The 18371-nt window shown below is 50.2% G+C and carries 14 protein-coding genes; 5 read left to right on the top strand and 9 right to left on the bottom strand.

The window, feature by feature from the left end:
* The first annotated feature begins 249 nt into the window (after nt 1–249).
* The gene (locus tag ACQUQM_RS12205) at nt 250–3663 is read left to right on the top strand and encodes an adenylate/guanylate cyclase domain-containing protein (protein WP_432470141.1); all 3414 of its coding nucleotides are present in this window, start codon (nt 250–252) and stop codon (nt 3661–3663) included.
* A 352-nt stretch (nt 3664–4015) separates the two neighbouring features.
* Entirely contained in the window at nt 4016–4342 is a 327-nt protein-coding gene (locus ACQUQM_RS12200; protein WP_432470140.1) for a hypothetical protein, read from the top strand.
* 259 nt (nt 4343–4601) lie between these two features.
* Here the strand turns inward: ACQUQM_RS12200 and ACQUQM_RS12195 are convergent, their stop codons facing one another.
* From ACQUQM_RS12195 to bhcA, 5 genes are all read right to left on the bottom strand, one after another.
* On the bottom strand, nt 4602–5474 hold the full coding sequence (locus ACQUQM_RS12195) for an isocitrate lyase/PEP mutase family protein (protein WP_432470139.1): 873 nt from the start codon (nt 5472–5474) through the stop codon (nt 4602–4604).
* 238 nt (nt 5475–5712) lie between these two features.
* On the bottom strand, nt 5713–6726 hold the full coding sequence (gene bhcD, locus ACQUQM_RS12190; RefSeq protein ID WP_432470138.1) for an iminosuccinate reductase BhcD: 1014 nt from the start codon (nt 6724–6726) through the stop codon (nt 5713–5715).
* A gap of 71 nt (nt 6727–6797) precedes the next feature.
* On the bottom strand, nt 6798–7955 hold the full coding sequence (gene bhcC, locus ACQUQM_RS12185) for a 3-hydroxy-D-aspartate aldolase BhcC (protein WP_432470137.1): 1158 nt from the start codon (nt 7953–7955) through the stop codon (nt 6798–6800).
* Between the two features lie 24 nt (nt 7956–7979).
* Nucleotides 7980–8960, bottom strand: a complete 981-nt coding sequence (gene bhcB / locus ACQUQM_RS12180) for a beta-hydroxyaspartate dehydratase BhcB (RefSeq protein WP_432470136.1) — start codon at nt 8958–8960, stop codon at nt 7980–7982.
* A gap of 38 nt (nt 8961–8998) precedes the next feature.
* Nucleotides 8999–10180: an L-aspartate--glyoxylate aminotransferase BhcA gene (gene bhcA, locus ACQUQM_RS12175; RefSeq protein WP_432470135.1), complete on the bottom strand. Its 1182-nt coding sequence runs from the start codon at nt 10178–10180 to the stop codon at nt 8999–9001.
* Nucleotides 10181–10574: 394 nt separating this feature from the next.
* Between bhcA and ACQUQM_RS12170 the strand changes: the two genes are divergently transcribed.
* From ACQUQM_RS12170 to moaA, 3 genes are all read left to right on the top strand, one after another.
* Entirely contained in the window at nt 10575–11351 is a 777-nt protein-coding gene (locus tag ACQUQM_RS12170) for an IclR family transcriptional regulator (protein ID WP_432470134.1), read from the top strand.
* 276 nt (nt 11352–11627) lie between these two features.
* A complete protein-coding gene (locus ACQUQM_RS12165; protein ID WP_432470133.1) occupies nt 11628–12317 on the top strand; it encodes a Crp/Fnr family transcriptional regulator in 690 nt (229 codons plus the stop codon).
* A 236-nt stretch (nt 12318–12553) separates the two neighbouring features.
* Nucleotides 12554–13558: a GTP 3',8-cyclase MoaA gene (moaA, locus tag ACQUQM_RS12160; protein ID WP_432470132.1), complete on the top strand. Its 1005-nt coding sequence runs from the start codon at nt 12554–12556 to the stop codon at nt 13556–13558.
* A gap of 59 nt (nt 13559–13617) precedes the next feature.
* Here the strand turns inward: moaA and torD are convergent, their stop codons facing one another.
* From torD to ACQUQM_RS12140, 4 genes are all read right to left on the bottom strand, one after another.
* The gene (gene torD / locus ACQUQM_RS12155) at nt 13618–14286 is read right to left on the bottom strand and encodes a molecular chaperone TorD (RefSeq protein ID WP_432470131.1); all 669 of its coding nucleotides are present in this window, start codon (nt 14284–14286) and stop codon (nt 13618–13620) included.
* A 91-nt stretch (nt 14287–14377) separates the two neighbouring features.
* A complete protein-coding gene (torA, locus tag ACQUQM_RS12150; protein WP_432470129.1) occupies nt 14378–16840 on the bottom strand; it encodes a trimethylamine-N-oxide reductase TorA in 2463 nt (820 codons plus the stop codon).
* Between the two features lie 56 nt (nt 16841–16896).
* A complete protein-coding gene (gene torC, locus ACQUQM_RS12145; RefSeq protein ID WP_432470128.1) occupies nt 16897–18081 on the bottom strand; it encodes a pentaheme c-type cytochrome TorC in 1185 nt (394 codons plus the stop codon).
* A gap of 47 nt (nt 18082–18128) precedes the next feature.
* Nucleotides 18129–18296 carry a periplasmic nitrate reductase, NapE protein gene (locus tag ACQUQM_RS12140; protein WP_432470127.1) on the bottom strand — a complete coding sequence of 56 codons (168 nt, stop codon included), beginning with the start codon at nt 18294–18296 and terminating at the stop codon, nt 18129–18131.
* Nucleotides 18297–18371 lie beyond the last annotated feature (75 nt).

Here is an 18371-nt window from a genome sequence, read left to right as displayed (position 1 = left end):
TTTTATTGGCTATTTATTTGATAAAAGTGGGGCAGACAGCACTATTTGAGCTCGACAGACTGGCCAAACCAAGGCTTTCAATTTCCCTTGTAATATGACGTCATGGGTGGCGCCATACGAAATTTTCCTGATGGATTCTGACGTGTCAATTTTCACCCCTAATTTCTAATCAAGACCCTTTCTCTGAATACTTCCGGTACGGCTGAGCTATGCTTTTAGTTGCTTAGCAGTATGAGTCCAGGAGGCCTTATGCACTGTATCAGTTGCGGGGCTGACAACCCGTCAGAAGCCAGGTTCTGCAATCAGTGTGGTGAATCGCTTGCACGGGCCTGCCCCAGCTGCGGGCATTCTGTAAGTCCCGGAGCTAAGTTCTGTGATCAGTGTGGTACAGCACTAATCAAACCTGTTGTTGCGATGCCAGAATCAGTTGCGCCTATTCATTACACTCCCAAGCACCTGGCTGAACGCATTCTGGCTGAGCAGGTGGCACTACAGTCTAAGGGTGCTGAGATTGGTGAGCGCAAGATAGTGACTGCTTTGTTTGCAGATATGGCCGGATCTACTGCACTGATCCAGAACCTCGATCCGGAAGAGGTCCGTAGTCTGATTGATCCTATACTGGAGCTGATGATGGAGGCCGTGCACTATTATGAGGGCTATGTAGCTAAGTCGTTAGGTGATGGCATCCTGGCTCTGTTCGGTGCTCCCATTTCCCATGAGGACCATCCACAGCGGGCGCTCTATGCTGCTTTGCGGATGCAGGATTCCATGCGTCGATATGCTGATAAAGTACGCCTGGAAAAGGAAGTGCCGTTACAGATCAGGGTAGGTATTCATACCGGTGAAGTGGTGGTTCGCTCGATCCGCACAGAGGATCTGCATACCGACTATGAGCCGGTTGGCCAGTCGATTCATCTGGCGTCCAGAATGGAAGGCATTGCAACTCCCGGCACCATAGTCGTCAGTGAATCCAGCTATAGATTGGTTGAAGGGTATTTTGAGTTTAAGGCCCTGGGAGCTATCCCAATCAAGGGAATTACAGATCCGATTACAGTGTATGAAGTGCTGGGTAACGGCCCCCTTCGTACCAGGCTGCAAGTCGCTGCCCGTAAAGGTCTCGCTCCATTTGTTGGCAGACGGCAAGAGCTTGAGCAGATCTCCAGTGCCCGGAAGCACGCAAAGAATGGGCATGGGCAAATCGTTGGAGTGGTGGGTGAACCAGGTGTAGGAAAATCCCGTTTGTTTTATGAGTACAAACAGCGTTTGCAGCAGGATTGTATGGTCCTGGAAACCTTCTCTGTATCTCATGGCAAGGCATTTGCCTATCTTCCCCTTATTGAGCTGATGAAAGCTTATTTGCAGATTAGTCCTCAGGATGATGATCGAAGACGCCGGGAAAAAGTGACAGGTAAGGTTTTGACCCTGGATCGTAGTCTCGAAGACGGTCTTCCGTATCTGTTTTATCTGTTGGGAATCGCAGAGCCCGATTCGCCTTTAATAGAGATGGATCCACAGATGAGGCGTCAGCGTACATTCGAGGCCGTCAAACGGTTGCTCATGCGCGAAAGCCTGGTTCAGCCTTTGATAGTGATCTTTGAAGATCTGCAGTGGCTGGATAATGAAACGGAAGCATTTTTGAATTTTCTTGTCGAGGGGCTCGCTAGTGCCCCTGTTCTGTTATTGGTTAATTACAGGCCTGAATACCAGCACCACTGGGGACATAGGGGCTACTTTATTCAACTGCGGCTGGACCCCCTCGGTGAAGCGGAAGCCGAGGAGCTGTTAGCTTCCCTGTTGGGCAATGATAAGAGCTTGGAACCGCTTAAACAGCAAGTAATGGCGCAGACTGAAGGCAATCCCTTTTTCATCGAAGAGGTTGTACAAACCCTGGCGGAGGAGCAGATGCTTAGCGGTGAAGTTGGCTATTACCGTTTGGCACAGTCACCTGTTGCGCTGCACATACCGGCCACAGTTCAAGGCGTGCTCGCAGCACGTATCGATCGTTTGTCGGTGGAAGAGAAGGAGCTTCTGCAGACGTTAGCGGTGATCGGCAAGGAATTTCCACTGAGCCTTGTTCTGCAGGTGGTTGATCTGCCTGAGAATGATCTGCGGCAGTTGTTATCACGGTTGCAATCCGGGGAGTTCTTATATGAAAGGCCGGCTTTTCCTGAGGTGGAATATACCTTCAAACATGGTCTGACTCAGGAAGTTGCCTACGGTTCGATGCTTACATTGCGGCGCAATGCGCTTCACGAACGCACAGCCAGTGCTATTGAGGATCTGTTTAGCGGTCGGCTTGAAGATCGCTGCAGCGAACTGGCCCATCACTACAGTTGCAGCGGCAATATTCCGAAAGCGGTGGAATATCTGAAGCAGGCAGGAGAGCAGGCCGTTTACCGTTCTGCTAATGCCGAGGCGGCTGATCATCTTCAGGCTGCTCTGAAATTGCTCAAGCGCCTGCCAGATACACCCGCGAGGACTCAGCTGGAACTTGAGTTAGAGCTTATTCTTGGACCTGTGTGGATGGCCCTCAAGGGCTTTGCTTCCACTGAAGTAGAAAAGACCTACGGTCGGGCGCTGACTCTATGTCAGCAGATAGGGACCGAACTTGAACAATTTAAAATTCTGGACGGGTTGTTTAGCTATTACTATGTTCGTGGAGACCTCAAAACTGCGTTGAAACAAGCTGAGCGTCTACTGAAAATAGCAAAGGATTCGAAAGATAAGGCTCTTTTGCTGGGAGCCCAAAGTGAGATGGGGGTTTTGTTATTTGCTTTTGGCGAACTGGAAAATGCCCGGAGTTTTCTTGAGGTTGTAAGTGATCAATATAATCCAGAAGAGCACAGTAGCCTCGCGTTCCATTATGCGCTGGATTTAGGTGTGCTCAGCTTGTCTTTTTTAAGTCTGATTCTGGCGTTGGAAGGTGATTTGGTAAGAGCAATGGAGCGATGTGACCAGGCTCTTAGTCTGGCTCGCCAGCTTTCCCATCCAGCCAGTCTTGCGTTTGCTCTGGACTTTGCCGCTGAACTGCATCAGCTTCGGGGAGATGCTGCGGAGGTTCAGGTAAGTGCTGGCTCAGCTATTACCCTGGCGACCGAAAAGGGTCTGGCCTATTGGATTAGTTATGGAAATATACTGTATGGCTGGGCTCTCACCGGGCAGGAGCCGGGGAATCATGGAATTGAGCAGATGCAACAGGGAATAATTGGGTACCGTGCTACAGGTGCAGAACTGTATTTGACATATTTCCTTGGGATTCGGGCTGAAGCTCTGATCAGGGCGGGTAAAATTGCAGAAGCTATAGAAGTGTTAGCAGAAGCATTGGAGTTGGTTGAAAAAACAGAGCAGCGTTTCTATGAGGCTGAACTTTACAGGCTGAAGGGGGAATGCCTGATCAGGCAGAAGAATCTCAAGCAGGAAGAAACAGATGGAGAGATTGAAAACTGTTTAAAGCAGGCAATGGATGTGTCCAGTGGGCAAGGTGCAAATCTATTATTGTGGCGGGCAATGTTAGCCCTTGCACAATTTAGAATACGACAGGGCAATATAGAGGAAGCTCGTCAATTATTGAATGAGCTTCGCAGTGCTTCATATGAAAGCATTGAGCCGGAGATATTTAAATCCGCTGAAGCTAAAATTACCCGGTTAAATCAAAAAAATTAGATAGGCGCGGTGCTTGAACTTCACCCCCTGAGCACTATATGTGCTTAAAATCAGTCATAAAGTTGCAACGATATTCAGCGCCTCATTGGAGATACATTGGCGTCTTTTTAGTGGCTATTGCGATATTCGGACATCAAAACTGAAGGGAGCCGTTTGGTTCCCTTTTTAGTATTCGTGCTGAATATGAGAACGTTTAAGGTTTGCGAGAGAAGTGATTGTCTGGCCGAAATGGATACTATCCCCGGCCATTTTTGACCTCGTTGGCTGTCAGGCCATATGCGATGCTTTAGTCATCGGAAACAGATGCAGGGAAGGGCAGAGGCCAGACGGTTTTGAAGCGGAGGCGAAAGCCATGACAACTCAGCAAGTACTGCGTTTACAGAAAGAGAATCAGAAATTTTCCGGAACAGGTGGCGTCAGTCTGGGGAACGCTCATTTGAATTTTTGCCCTGCCTTTATGGATCAGCTGAGTGGTGAAATAGAAATTTCCAGGTTTGGTAATGGCACACCCGCTCCTTTCCATTCATTGGAAGGTGTACCGGACGAATGGGTTATAGAACGCAGTATTAGCGGACGAGTTGTTGAGATTAAGGATTCCGTTGTTTCCGGATTTGTGAGACTGGGGCGATTCTTTACACGTGAAGAGGCCGCCGATTTTATGGCGCAGAGCTTCGTATGAAAACCAGTTTAAGTGTTGAGTCGGGACTGTTCTTCACTCTTCTCAGGTCATAGGTTTCGGGGCCTGGGTTTCAGGGCTAAGCTTTCAGGGTTAAGCCCCCAAATTACCTTATGCTATTTCCTGAGTTCAAGGTTTAAGGGTTTGTCGGCCCTTAAGCCTTTTTTTTGCCTGATTGTTACGGAGGGGTAGAACTACTATCTCAATCTGGCTTAGCAGATCACTAAATTGGTCGCTTTAATTCCTATTGGTTGCCTGATTTCTACGTCTGCGTGTTGGCGGGAAATATAAAGTCAGTGGTGATATCACTGTATTTACAGCTCTGCGAATATTTTTTGATTATATCCTGCGCACTTTTCTCCGTTTCGGAGTACTCATTTCCCAGGTGCAGTTCCATATATGAGCGATAAATGGCTTTCACTGATTCTTCATAGGGACGGTGGCCGTTGAGACGGATACGCACATTTTGCTGTGCCAGCTCGTCCGGAGTACCCAGATCAACATCGCCATAACTGATCAGCATTAACGGCAGATCGGTCGCTTCTGAAATCTTTGCCAGTTTGTCTTTGTCGGAGATGCCGAAAATACAGATACCATCAACACCTGTTTCGCTGTAGGCCTTAACCCGTGTCAGCAGTTCATCTAACGGTTGGCTTTCTAAGGCGTGGGTACGGGCGAAAATTGAGAATGCAGGGTCTTTACGTGCCTTAACGGCGGCTTTCAGCTTGGTTTTGCCTTCCTCGACAGAGATCAGGCTCAGCGCCGGACCCTTGAAGGGGCGGGGCAGTATAGTGTCTTCCAGGGTGATGACAGAAGCCCCGGCATATTCGAGCTCTTCTACCGCACGCATTACATTGAGTGAATTGCCATAGCCGTTATCGCCATCGACAATAACCGGCAGATCCGATGCGCTGCAGACGCGGCGGGCCTGATTGGCCAGTTCGTTCAGTGTTAGCAGGGTAATATCGGGTACGCCCAGCGACATTAAAGAAGCAACAGAACCACCCAGAATGCCGACCTTGAAACCTATGCTTTCTGCCATACGAGATGACAGCGGATCAAACACTGAAGCGCAGGTCATACACTGTTCGGTTTCGAGGAGTTCTCTCATGTGGCTGCGGGCAATACTATTCATTAAGTTACACCAAACTGAAGTTAATGGATGGAGGGTGATCTCTCTTTTGTCGAGAAATCGGACTGGCAAAGGAAAGAACACCCCCTCCCTATACGAGGGGGTGTGGATGCTACCGGGCGGAACCAGGAGCAAGGGGACGCACTTTAGATAAATAGCCGCTGTTAAGTTGAGACTGCCGTGAATTGAAAATCTTAAACTTAAAAATCAGCAAGCTATCTATCGCAAGTGCAAAACGCTGTTACAGGCTGATGAAGTTAGCCAGACCTTGTTCTTCAGCCAATACTGCTGCCGCCTGAGCAACCGCCAGATCCTGCAGGCCAACACCGGTACCGTCAAACAGAGTGATCTCTTCGTCGGAACGTCGGCCAGGGTGTGTACCGTTGATTACGGCACCAACCGGTATGATATCTTCGGCCTTAATAGCGCCTGATTCGATTGCATGCTGGGCTTCACCGATGGAGACAGACTGAGCGACTTCGTCGGTAAACACGGTAGCTGCAACCAGCAGTTCAGGATCGACTTCCTGCTTGCCTTTGGTATCGGTACCCATGCAGGCGATGTGCGTGCCCGGCTTGATCCAGTCTTTCATCAGCAACGGCTCAAACGCCGATGTAATAGTAATAATGACATCAGCCTGCGCACCCAGTTGCTCGCGGGTAACTGCTTCGAAAGGCAGACCCAGCTCTTCGCATAGTTCGGCCAGTCTAGGCAGATATTCGGGATGCGGATTCCAGGCCACGACTTTTTCAAAGTTGCGTTGCTCGACCGCTGCGCGCAGCTGGAAAGTCGACTGATGACCTGCGCCAACCATACCCAGCACTTTTGCATCTTTACGCGCCAGGTGGGCGATAGATACAGCGGATGATGCTGCAGTACGCACGGCTGTCAGGTAGTTACCGCCAACCAGAGACCTCAGCTTACCGGTATCCGGATCAAACAGGATAACCGTAGACTGGTGGTTAGTCAGGTTCTTGTCGACATTGCCAGGCCAGTAGCCACCGGACTTAACACCCAGCGCCATACCTGCACGATCGAAACCGGACTTAAAACCGTAGAGTGCATCGGCGTGACCAATTGCTTCGCGTACAACCGGGAAATTGTAGGCATCGCCTTTGGCCATCGCAGCGAATACATTTTCGACCGCAGTAAATGCTTCAGGCCGACCGACTACGGCTTCGCACACCGCTTCTGAAACCAGCGAGATGCCTTTGTCGGTGGTTGTTACTGCAGCTCCGTCATTCGGAGTAACCATAGACTTTCTCCTTTAAGTTTTTCGGGCAACCCCGGTCGGATCAGATACCGGGATTGCCTGAGAAGGGTGATTTAGAATGCTTTACCGCGAGCGCTAACCGGCCACAAGGTTTCAACCTTGCCGTTACGTACGCCAACGTAGTAGTCGTGTACGTTACAGGTTGGATCACAGTGACCCGGTACCAGCTTCAGCTTGTCGTTCACTTTCAGTGCACCGTTAGGATCGGTGATTACACCGTGCTCGTCGGAGCACTTGATGTATTCAACATCGTCACGACCGAAGATGTATGGCAGGCCGCTGTCTACAGATTGTGCCTTCAGGCCGGCATCACAGATCGCTTTGTCGGCTTTGGTGTGGCTCATAACGGTGGTCAGGATAAACAACGAGTTTTCAAACTCGGAGATCCGCTCGCCATTCTCGTCGTGGATAGTCTGGTAGTCAGCATCCATGAAGGCGTAAGAGCCGCACTGCAGTTCGTTGAATACGCCGGAGTTACCTTCGAAGTAGTAAGAACCGGTACCGCCACCGCCAACGATGTCGCATTCCAGGCCTTTCTCTTTAAGCATCTCCATGGAACGGGCAACCATCTCAACGGCGATATCGATCTTCTCTTTACGCTCGTTGTAGTTCTGCATGTGCTGCATCGCACCCTGATACGCCTGGATACCGGCGAATTTCAGGCCTGGAGCCGCTTCAATTGCCAGTGCAATATCAACTACCGGCTGACCCGCCTGAACACCACAACGGCCTGCGCCACAGTCGATCTCGACCAGACATTCGATCTGCGTGTCGTGCTTTTGTACTGCTGCAGACAGCTCAGCTACGTTTTCAATGTCGTCTACGCAGCAGATAGTGCGTGCGCCCAGTTTTGGCATACGTGCCAGACGATCGATCTTGGCAGGGTCTCGAACCTGGTTGGAAACCAGTACGTCTTTGATACCGCCGCGGGCAAATACTTCAGCTTCAGATACTTTCTGGCAGCAAACGCCGCAGCTGTCGCCCAGCTCTTCTTGCAGCAATGCGATATCGACTGATTTATGCATCTTGCCGTGTACACGGTGACGTACGCCCATCTCTTTAGCGTACTGACCCATAGTGCGAATGTTCTTTTCCAGCGCGTCGAGATCGACAATCAGGCAAGGGGTCTGAATATCGGCTTCGTCCATACCCGGTAAAGCCGGGACATCGTAACCAACTTCCAGCTGTTCAGGATTGTTGAATGTAGTCATTTATTATTCTCCTGTCGGATATTTTTATTTGTTGTTGAGCCACGGAAGTTTGTCGAGATCGACATTGCCGCCGGTGATAATTACCCCGATGCGCTTGCCTTTAAAGACTTCAGGGTTTTTCAGAATGACAGCCAGCGGTACTGCGCTGCTTGGCTCCATAACGATCTTCATGCGCTTCCAGATCAGCTTCATGGCATCGATAATTTCATCTTCAGTCGCGGTGAAAATATCGGTTACATGGTTGCTGACAAAGTGCCAGGTCAGATCCTTAAGCGGAACTTTCAGGCCATCGGCAACGGTGTCTGGTGCGTCGTCTGCGATGATGTGGCCAGCACGGAAGGAGCGGGCAGCATCGTCAGCATTGAGCGGCTCAGCGGCATAGATTTTCACTTCTGGCGCGATATTGGAGATAGTCAGGCAGGTACCTGAAATCATTCCGCCGCCACCGATAGGTGCGACTACCGCATCCAGGTTTTCAACCTGACTCAGCAACTCTTTAGAGCAGGTTGCCTGTCCCGCAATAACCCGCGGGTCATTGTATGGGTGAACAAAGTCAGCACCGGATTCAGCAACCACATCAGCAAATACCGCTTCACGGGAACTGGTTGATGGCTCGCACTCGACGATAGTGCCGCCGTAGCCAATTACCGCATCTTTTTTAGCTTGCGGTGCGGTACGGGGCATTACTACGGTGACCGGGATGCCACGCTGGCCTGCCGCATAGGACAGAGACAGCGCATGGTTGCCGGAAGAGTGTGTTGCAACGCCGATCTTGGCTTCTTCTTCACTCAGGCCAAACACTGCATTCGAAGCTCCGCGTACTTTAAAAGCGCCGGCCTTCTGCAGGTTTTCGCACTTGAAAAACAACTCTGCACCGGTCAGCTCGTTAAGGAAACGAGAGGTCAGTACTGGTGTTTCATGGATGTATGGCTTGATTCGCTCATGGGCGATCAATACATCGTCATAGGTCGGAATCGTCATGTTCTGTTCGTCTGAACTGCTCATGGAATACCTCACAAAGTTATTTGATGAACAGCCTGTTATCAGGCTGTTGCTTTAGTCGCTGTCTTGCGGAAATATTCCTGTGCAGCCGCTACGCCGGAACCCAGCTGAATCGGATAGTTCAGGTCAGCCATCGCCATTTCGATAGTGGCCAGACCGGACAACACCATTACATCAGTCAGAGAACCCAGGTGGCCGATACGGAATGCTTTACCGTTCATCTCACCCAGACCGATACCGAAGGAAACGCCGTAAGCATCGAACGCGTGCTCGGTCAGTTTGTTGCTGTCGAAGCCTTCCGGTACGTAGATCGCGCTTACCGTATCGGAGTACAGATCTGGTGAGTTAGCACACAGTTTCAAGCCCCAGGCATCAACCGCTTTACGTACACCTTCTGCCAGACGGTGATGACGGGCATAAACATTATCCAGGCCTTCATCGAACAACATTTCCAGGCTTTCTTTCAGACCGTAGATCAGCTGCAGCGGTGGCGTATAAGGGAAACCGCTATTGCTGTTAGCCGCCATCATGTCGCGGAAATCAAAGAAAGTGCGTGGCAGTTGCGCTGTTTCCATCGCCGCCAGCGCTTTCGGGCTTGCCGCCAGAATTGCCATGCCGGTAGCCAGCATGAAGCCTTTCTGGGAACCGGAGATCGCGATATCAACGCCCCAGGCATCCATATCAAACGGCATGGAAGCCAGAGAGCTTACGCAGTCAACGAACAACATCGCCGGGTGGCTGGCGGAATCCATCGCACCACGAACACCTGCGATATCACTGCGTACACCGGTAGCTGTTTCGTTATGGGTAACCAGAACCGCTTTAATTTCATTGTCGGTATCGGCGCTCAGTCGGGTTGCAAACTGGTTAGCCGGTGCACCACTGCCCCATGGGCATTCGATAATCTCTACTTCAAGGCCATGGCGCTGGCACAGGTCGATCCAGCGGTGAGAGAACATGCCGTAGCGTGCAATCAGTACCTTGTCACCCGGTGACAGAGTGTTGCAGATCGCTGCTTCCCAGCCGCCGGTACCGGTCGACGGGAAAGTGATGATTTCGCCGCTGTCGGTACCGAAGATACGTTTACAGTCACGCAGTACCGGGGCAAGGGTTTCGACAAAATCCGGTGAACGATGATCACGGGTTTGTACGTGCATCGCATTCCGCAAGCGATCAGGGATATTGGTTGGGCCTGGGATAAAGACCGGATTTTGATCAGACATATGGATCCACTCCGTCAGTGTTAGTAATTAAGTTAGTTCGATAAATGACTAAATTGTATACAAGATTTATGCAAATATAATCCAATTGATTCTAGATTGTAATTGCAAATTTCTAATGTATGTACACAAGCTGTTTGTCATTGGTATGGGAACTACTTTAGAAATTTATCTTTGGTTCCGCAATACGCAACGGTTTCACAATATGAAATTTATTCTTTTTTTGAGCTTATGTGTTTCAACTTGTTGATAAGTAACAGTTTAAAAAAGCAAATCTATAATTTTAGAGATTTCACAATGTGATATTTCAAAATAAGCCTTTCCGTTATATGAGATCGATTGTATTCTTCAGTACATAAATTTTGAAAATATTGCGTAGACCTGAGGTGTTGCCGCTATGAACAATACAAAACCGGAATCCCGCATTCAGGTTATCGATAGGGCTGCTTTATTGCTTGATGCGATATCGCGGTATACAAAACCAGTGAAGCTTAAAGTGCTAAGTGCGGATACTAATTTGCATCCATCGACGGCACACCGGATTCTGCACTCATTAATCGATAACCGGTTTGTTGATCGTGATGGCAGCGGTGAGTACCGACTCGGACAACGCTTGCTGCAGTTGAGTAATCGCCAGCATACGGATATTGATCTGCGCGCGGTTGCACTGCCTTATATGGAGCAACTGCGGGATAAAATAGGTGAGACGGTGAACCTGACGATCCGTGAAGGTGATGTTGTGATCTACTTCGAGAAAGCTACGCCTAACCGCATGATGCATGTTCAGCAGATAGTTGGCAGCAGGGCACCACTGCATGTGACCGCCGTGGGTAAACTGATGCTAGGTCTGAGTGGTGAAGATGAGATCCGTAGCTACGCACAGCGTACTAACCTGCCTTCCTATACTCGCAACACATTTTCCTCACTGCCTGCGCTGATCGAAGAATGTCACACCAGTGTCGAGCGGGGTTATGCGCTTGATAATGAGGAAGCCGAAATTGATGTTGGCTGTATAGGAGTACTTCTATATGACCAAAGCGGGGGTATTACCGCCGGACTGTCATTGTCGGCACCTATCGAACGGCGCAAGGATGAATGGATAGAAGATCTGATTGCAGCGGGAAAAGCGATATCCGCCCAGCTGGGGTATGCGTCAGAAACAGCAGCTGTTTGAATCGGGTGCAGGTCTGAATTTTAATTTAGCTCCAGATCATATCTGGAGCACTACTGTTCACAACTTTTCACATTTAGTCATTCGCTGTTAACCGACATGGGCATCGTCGTTCATATAACAACCATAGAATCAGACTCTGAGAAGCCCCTCGCTACAGTCAATGAAGTAAGGGGCTAACTACCGCAGCCGCCGGTAGATATTTAACTGGCACATAAATACGCTCTGATTTCGGATTAGGTGCCAAGCAAAGGGGGAGCTCCCCCATTGGTGAAGGTCATGTCCCAACTCAAGTACCCATTACAGATTGCCCGTAAACATCCTTTGTTCAAATCCTTAGACGTTGAGCAGTTCGATATCCTGAGTGATAGCGCGCGGCTACATGACCTGCGTAAGGGGGAGACCCTGTTTTTGCAGGACAGCAGCGTTGATCGTTTTTTCCTTATTATTCAGGGAGGCGTAAAGCTATACCGGGTCACCAATGATGGCCGGGAAACCGTACTTAATGTGTTTGGTGAAATGGAATGTGTTGGTGAAGCTGAGATCTTTCTTGATGTAGCGGGGTTTCCGTTTAATGCTGCGGCGGTGGATAGCACGCGTTTAATCAGTTTTAGCAGCCATGTGTATAAAGCCCTTCTACAGACGTCTAATGCCTGTTGTTTAGGTGTGATAGCCACTATGGCAGCCCGATTACAGGAGCGATCTTGTGAGATAGAGGCCCTGTCTAAGCAAACCGCTTCCCATCGGGTTATCAGCTTTCTTCTTAACCAGATAGATGAGATCGAGCATAAGAGTGACAAGGTCGAGATTAAACTGCCGATCACCAAACGTCTGATCGCTGCCCGCCTGTCGATGCAGCCGGAAACCTTCTCCCGTGTTATTGCCGGCTTTCGTCAGAAGGGCCTGCTGGAAGTGGACGGCAATCGATTGAGTATTAACTGTCTGAATGATCTGAGGCAGATGGTATGAATCAGCTGGTGATGTTTCTATTTGAGGATAGTTTTGGGCGTAGCATTAACTGCCTGACTGATATGAGGCAGATGGTATGAATCAGCTGGTGATGTTTCTATTTGAGGATAGTTTCGGGCGTAGCATTAACTGCCTGACTGATATGAGGCAGATGGTATGAATCAGCTGGTGATGTTTCTATTTGAGGATAGTTTCGGGCGTAGCATTAACTGCTTGACTGATATGAGGCAGATGGTATGAATCAACTTGTGAAACCCCTGTTACAGGATAGTTTTGGTCGCAGTATTAACTATCTGCGTCTGTCGGTCACTGATCGCTGTGATTTTCGTTGCGTTTACTGCATGAACGAAGATGTTAAATTTCTGCCCCGGGCGCAGGTTCTGACACTGGAAGAACTTTATAGTGTTGCGCAAACCTTTACTGAGCTTGGGGTTAACAAAATTCGTCTGACCGGCGGTGAACCTCTGGTGCGCCCCGGAATTGTAGACCTCTGTCGTGAAGTCGGTCAGCTGCCGGGGTTGCGGGAACTGACCCTGACCACCAATGGTTCGCAACTTGAGCGTTATGCTGAAGGGCTGCGCCAGGCTGGAGTGAAACGGATCAATATCAGCCTGGATTCGCTGGATCAGCAGCGTTTTACCGATCTTACCCGGCGTGACAAGCTGGCTCAGGTTATCAGTGGAATCGATGCCGCAGTTGCTGCCGGTTTTGAGCGCATCAAGCTCAATGCGGTCGTGATGAAAGGTCGTAATGACGATGAGGTGTTGGATCTGGTTGAGTTTGCCCGTAGCCGGGGGATCGATATCACTTTTATTGAAGAGATGCCGCTGGGGGATATTCAGGAACATTCGCGGCAGCAGAGTTTCTGTTCCAGTGATGAGGTTCAGACTATCATTGCTGAGCGTTTTCCGCTGCTGTCCAGTACCGAATCCAGCGGCGGTCCGGCGCGTTACTTCCGTATGGCGGGCAGCAAAAGCCGGGTCGGCTTTATCTCACCTTACAGCCATAATTTTTGTGATAGCTGCAATCGGGTGAGGGTTACCGTAGAGGGACAGCTACTGCTCTGTCTGGGCAATGAAAAATCACTCGATTTGCGACGTCTGTTACGTGGTCATCCGGGTGACCTGACAGCGGTAAAGCAGGCTATCTGCGATGCCCTGCAGCACAAACCTGAAGCGCACGATTTTAGTCATGGTGACGATGTTCAGGTTGTGCGTTTTATGAACATGACCGGTGGTTGAATTGTACAAGTTAGTGTTGCCACCTAATTCCAACTCCAACTCCAATTCCTATTGAAGTGTCACTCTTTGTCCAGTATACCGGTCAGATACGCCTTTTCAGACTCCAGGTAGCTGAGTAAGTAATCAGCCACGGCAGGATAGAATCCGCAGCCTTTTATCTGTCTGCTACGTAGCCTGAATTCAGGTATCCAGCTCAGCAGGCGCTCCTCTATAAAATTGAGTTGCTGGTACAGCAACTCCCTGTATTCTTCTTCCTTGTTTGTTTGAAGTAGTTTCAGTACCTGATTACCCAGGTAATCCAGCATAATTGCCAGATGATCCGCCGGCTCCCGGAACTCTTCGACGACGACTAGTTGCTCTTTCGTCAGCAGGGCCAGCATCTCTTCGTGGGGTTGCTGATACAGCAACCCCTCCGGAGAAAGGTAAATCGAGGCATATGGCAGGGCAGAGGATCGTTTATCAGCCAGGAACTGCTGAGCGAAGTCGGCTGCCAGCTCCAGTTGTGGATGCGGGTTTAACTGCAGTCCAGCCAGCGCATTCTTGAGCCGGGTTATCGACGGATGCTCAGCTGCGCCCGGAAGCGCATCTGATAAAGCATCCATGAAAAGCAGCCCCGGCTTGTCAAAGTAGGTATTTAGCTGATCCGTGGTTAACTCTTTGGCAAAGACCGTTGATAGCCACCAGTATATGCTGGCGCGGGCTTCAGTCTCTTGTGAATCTATCTGCATGATCGCGTCTCAAATTTTTTTGCTCAGAGTGGTCCCGAAAAAGCTATGTCCCGACAATACTATATCGGGACTTTGCTATATCAGGACTTTACTATGCGGTCTCTTCAGGCCCGCCAAAGGCTGTTACTGCCGTAGCCTGACCGGAATATTTTTCGATCTCAACCAGGCAGGTATTGGCACTGACCGCCTGAGCCAGCCGGGAGGTACCTATATCCTGTGTCAGGGTATTAGGATCACCATAGGTATCCAGAGCGCCAATAGTTTCATCTACAGGCCCATACCAGGCACCTTCCTGAATGCGGATAACGCCTTCAGGATAGTCATCAGATACCCGGGCTCCGGCCAGTAATTGCCCGCGTTCATTGTAGACTCGAACCAGATCCCCATCCTCAATCTCCCTGGCTTTAGCATCTTGTGGGCTGATGTAAACGGGCTCGCGGCCCTGAACTGTATAAGTCGCCCGGTATTCTTCTGAATCACAGAGTTGTGAGTGCAGGCGCTGATCCGGATGGCAGGACTGCATCCATAAAGGAAACTTGTCTGATCCCGGACCACCGTGGGAGCGCTCGCTTTTTTCCAGCCATACAGGATGACCCTGGCAGTCACTGTAGCCATAGCGGTCGATTTTGCGGCTGAATATTTCAATAAAGCCGGAAGGTGTGCCTAATGAATTGATCTCAGGGTCCTCCCTGAAGTCAGCATGACGGACCCAGGGCTTACCTGCGCCAAATTCTACATAGCCCTCACGCCAGAAAGTCCGGAACGGAGGCATTGGGAATTTGGGTTGATTGCTTTCCCTGCATGCCTCGTATAGCTCTTCCAGCCACTCCATTTCATTCTTTTTACGGCTGTACTCTTTATCCCTGCCAAAACGGCGGCAGAGGGCGGTAAAAATCTCAAAATCGGTTTTTGACTGGAACAGTGGATCAACCAGTTTTTGCATTGCGATGACGCCCTTACCACTGTAAGAACCGTACAGGTCAATATCGTTACGTTCGAATTGAGTGCAGGCCGGCAGCACGATATCGGAGAAACGGCAGGAAGCTGTCCAGGTGAAGTCCACAGCGATTACCGTTTCCAGCTTCTGAAACGCCAGTTTCATGCGGTTTTTATCCTGGTGATGATGCCAGGGGTTACAGCCGCTCATTATCAGCATTTTGATATCTGGATAGGTCACTTTCGAGCCGTTGTACTCGATCTCCTTACCGGGTTCCAGCAGCGCATCTACCCAGCGGGCGACAGGAATAGTGCTGCTATAGTGCTTAAAATCTTCGCTCTCGTGGCGTGGTTTCTTGAATTTATCAACATTGCGTGGGAAGCCACCGGGACCACTGGCTCCTGATGAGGAAACACCAATTGAACTGTAGTGGTGAGCATAGCTGATACCACCGCCAGGCAAGCCTATCTGACCCAGCATTGCAGCCAGTACCGCACCCATCCAATAAGGTTGTTCGCCGTGCTGTTGGCGCTGGATACACCAGCCAAAGATCAGCTGGGTTCGGTTGTTGGCCATAAGGCGGGCCAGGGCACGAATTTCATCGGCCTGTACGCCACAGATAGAGGCTGCCCACTCAGGTGTTTTCTCTGTTTTGTCTTCCGCTTCACCTAACAGGTATGGCAGGAACCGATCAAAGCCCAGGCAGTAAGTATCAAGGAACTTCTCGTCGTAGAGTTTTTCCTTATATAGGGTGTGGGCGATGGCCAACATCAGTGGCAGATCAGCCTGTGGATTGACATAGCGTTGCTCGCAATCCAGGTATTTCTGGGTTTTGGAACGTACCGGGTCAATGCTGATTACGCGTATCTCACCGGCTGCCGCTTTCTGCTTCAGTTGCTCCAGGTAAGCGTAAGACTCATGGGTTTCACAGTTCCAACCCACCTGCAGGTTCTTGACCGGATCCGATGCCCAAAGAATGACTACTTTGCTGTGCTCCAGAATCTTCGACCAGGAAGTGCCCTGGGCATAAACTTCTGTCGAACCCAGCACGTAAGGCAGAATTGTCTGGCCGGCGCCGGTAGAATAGTCGCCAACTTTTTTCACCGAATTACCGTGCATCGCAACGGCGCGTTGCATATGGTTGCCACAGCTGTGTAGCTGCCCGGTTTGACGCCAGCCGCTCTGGCCGGCAAACAGGGCCCAGGGGCCGTAGCTGGTCTGGACACGTTCAAGTTCTTCATAGAACAGGTCCAGCGCTTCATCCCAGGTGACCCGGATAAAACGGTTATCGCCACGCTTGGTGGTATCGCTCTTATGTCGTTTCAGGTACCAGTCATAGCGCACCATAGGATAGCGGATTCGGGAGGGACTGTAGATCAGGCCCCGGATACCGTTCAGCATATCGGTGGGATACCGGTCCTGCTCAAAGGGTTTGATCTCAACTACTTTTCCGCCATACACCCGGGCCCGGAACGCGCCCCAGTGGGAGCCGGTTATTTTCCAACGGCCGGACGCTTCTCCGGCTTGTACCTTACTGGCCAGTAAGCTTGGCCCGACCATCACTGCGGCTCCTGATGTCAGGATACCGCTTAGAAATCTGCGTCGACTAACAGGCATATTTGCCTCCTTAATCCTTATAATCTAACTGCTTCAGCTATATCGCCCTGAGGTGATTAGTGACCTGTTTCGGAAAAGTCCGACGAGTGCTTCTGCAGGTATTTAAGTACCAGCGCCTGGGTGTCGCCATCGAGATTGACGAACGACAGCATGCCGTTGAACATGCCGGGCCAGGTATTGGCATCAAAATGATCTTCATCCGGCTGGGTATGGCAGACGCTGCAACTGGTCTGGTAAGTTTCCCGGGCGTAATCCCAAAGCGGTTCAGTTGAATCTGATAACGCAGAGGCTTTCATCCATAACTGAACGGTGACCCGTTGCCATTTCAGGCCGGTCAGTTCGTCGACTTTGGTTTCAAAGGATTCGACGAAGGCATCGCTCTGGGCGACATCTTTTGTAAGGAAACCAGAGATGATATTGAAACCGAAATCTTCATTGACCACCCGGCCAAAGCCTTTGGTTTTACGCCAGCCAGCCAGTTCGACTTTTATCTTGTCGCCTTCTATCTGCACCACTTTTACAGGTGTCACAGGGTTAAGCTGACCACCTTTGGTTTGTAGTGCTTCATCCTGGTACAGGGGCAGCAGTCGCACACTGAAGTAGTTATTGCCAACCTTAAAACTGGACACAGAGGCTGATTGCTCTAATTGGGCAAAGGCTTCAGAGTTGCCTTCCAGCATATCCGGTAACTGGTGAGCTATGCCTTTGTGACAGTCAATGCAGCTTTGATCGCGCTCTGCTGCCCGGCGCATCTGTACCTGAGCCTTTTCGGACATCTTAGTGAAGTCCATGCTCTTGTAATCGTGGCAGTTTCGACACTCAAGAGAGTTGTTAGCGGAGAAACGCTGCCACTCATGCTGCGCCAGTTCCAGGCGTTTCTCGAGAAATTTCTCCCGGGTATTGATGGTGCCAAACATTTTGCCCCAGACCTCTTTACTTGCCTGCATCTTGCGTGCAATTTTATCAGTCCAGTTGTGCGGCACATGACAATCAGGGCAGGTGGCCCGTACACCGGAACGGTTAGACCAGTGCACTGTGTCCTGCAGTTCCACATAGACGTTCTCTGCCATCTCATGGCAGCCGATGCAGAATTTTTCGGTGTTTGTTGTTTCCAGGCCGGTATTAAATGCGCCCCAGAAAATAACACCGGCAATGAAGCCGCCGAGGGTCAGAAGCCCCAGGCTGAAGTGTGTACTGGGTGACCGCATCACCTGCCACATGGTTTTAATAAATTGTTTCATAAGTCCAGATCCTCAAAATATTTCTGCACTGCCGGTTGCCTGATTATTCAGTGGCCCGGCGGGCCAAGAAGCAACTGCGAGAACCATACGGTAAAGCCGTAGCCGGCAATCAACGTGACGGTAAGCAGCGGTAGCAGTACAGCGGTAATGAGCAGAAATGCCTTTGATTCCTGGAACAAAGAGGGTTTTTCATCAGTGGGTGGGGTATTACTCATAACAAGCTCCATTCTGGTATTAACCGGTCTGCAGGGAGCGAAATAACACTGAGAGACCGATTACCGATCAGAAGA

Origin of the sequence: Amphritea sp. HPY, assembly GCF_050870985.1 — a bacterium.
Classification (GTDB): Bacteria; Pseudomonadota; Gammaproteobacteria; order Pseudomonadales; family Balneatricaceae; genus Amphritea.
The sequence above is the reverse complement of the archived record's forward strand: the minus strand, read 5'-3'. Positions and strand labels throughout refer to the sequence as shown.

Excerpts from the sequence above, each read along its gene's own strand:
- bhcB (WP_432470136.1), bottom strand. The coding sequence starts at position 8,960 with ATGAGCAGTTCAGACGAACAGAACATGACGATTCCGACCTATGACGAT.
- ACQUQM_RS12140 (WP_432470127.1), bottom strand. The coding sequence starts at position 18,296 with ATGAGTAATACCCCACCCACTGATGAAAAACCCTCTTTGTTCCAGGAA.
- ACQUQM_RS12200 (WP_432470140.1), top strand. The coding sequence starts at position 4,016 with ATGACAACTCAGCAAGTACTGCGTTTACAGAAAGAGAATCAGAAATTT.
- ACQUQM_RS12165 (WP_432470133.1), top strand. The coding sequence starts at position 11,628 with ATGTCCCAACTCAAGTACCCATTACAGATTGCCCGTAAACATCCTTTG.
- bhcC (WP_432470137.1), bottom strand. The coding sequence starts at position 7,955 with ATGACTACATTCAACAATCCTGAACAGCTGGAAGTTGGTTACGATGTC.
- torA (WP_432470129.1), bottom strand. The coding sequence starts at position 16,840 with ATGCCTGTTAGTCGACGCAGATTTCTAAGCGGTATCCTGACATCAGGA.
- moaA (WP_432470132.1), top strand. The coding sequence starts at position 12,554 with ATGAATCAACTTGTGAAACCCCTGTTACAGGATAGTTTTGGTCGCAGT.
- ACQUQM_RS12195 (WP_432470139.1), bottom strand. The coding sequence starts at position 5,474 with ATGAATAGTATTGCCCGCAGCCACATGAGAGAACTCCTCGAAACCGAA.
- torC (WP_432470128.1), bottom strand. The coding sequence starts at position 18,081 with ATGAAACAATTTATTAAAACCATGTGGCAGGTGATGCGGTCACCCAGT.
- ACQUQM_RS12205 (WP_432470141.1), top strand. The coding sequence starts at position 250 with ATGCACTGTATCAGTTGCGGGGCTGACAACCCGTCAGAAGCCAGGTTC.
- bhcD (WP_432470138.1), bottom strand. The coding sequence starts at position 6,726 with ATGGTTACTCCGAATGACGGAGCTGCAGTAACAACCACCGACAAAGGC.
- ACQUQM_RS12170 (WP_432470134.1), top strand. The coding sequence starts at position 10,575 with ATGAACAATACAAAACCGGAATCCCGCATTCAGGTTATCGATAGGGCT.
- bhcA (WP_432470135.1), bottom strand. The coding sequence starts at position 10,180 with ATGTCTGATCAAAATCCGGTCTTTATCCCAGGCCCAACCAATATCCCT.
- torD (WP_432470131.1), bottom strand. The coding sequence starts at position 14,286 with ATGCAGATAGATTCACAAGAGACTGAAGCCCGCGCCAGCATATACTGG.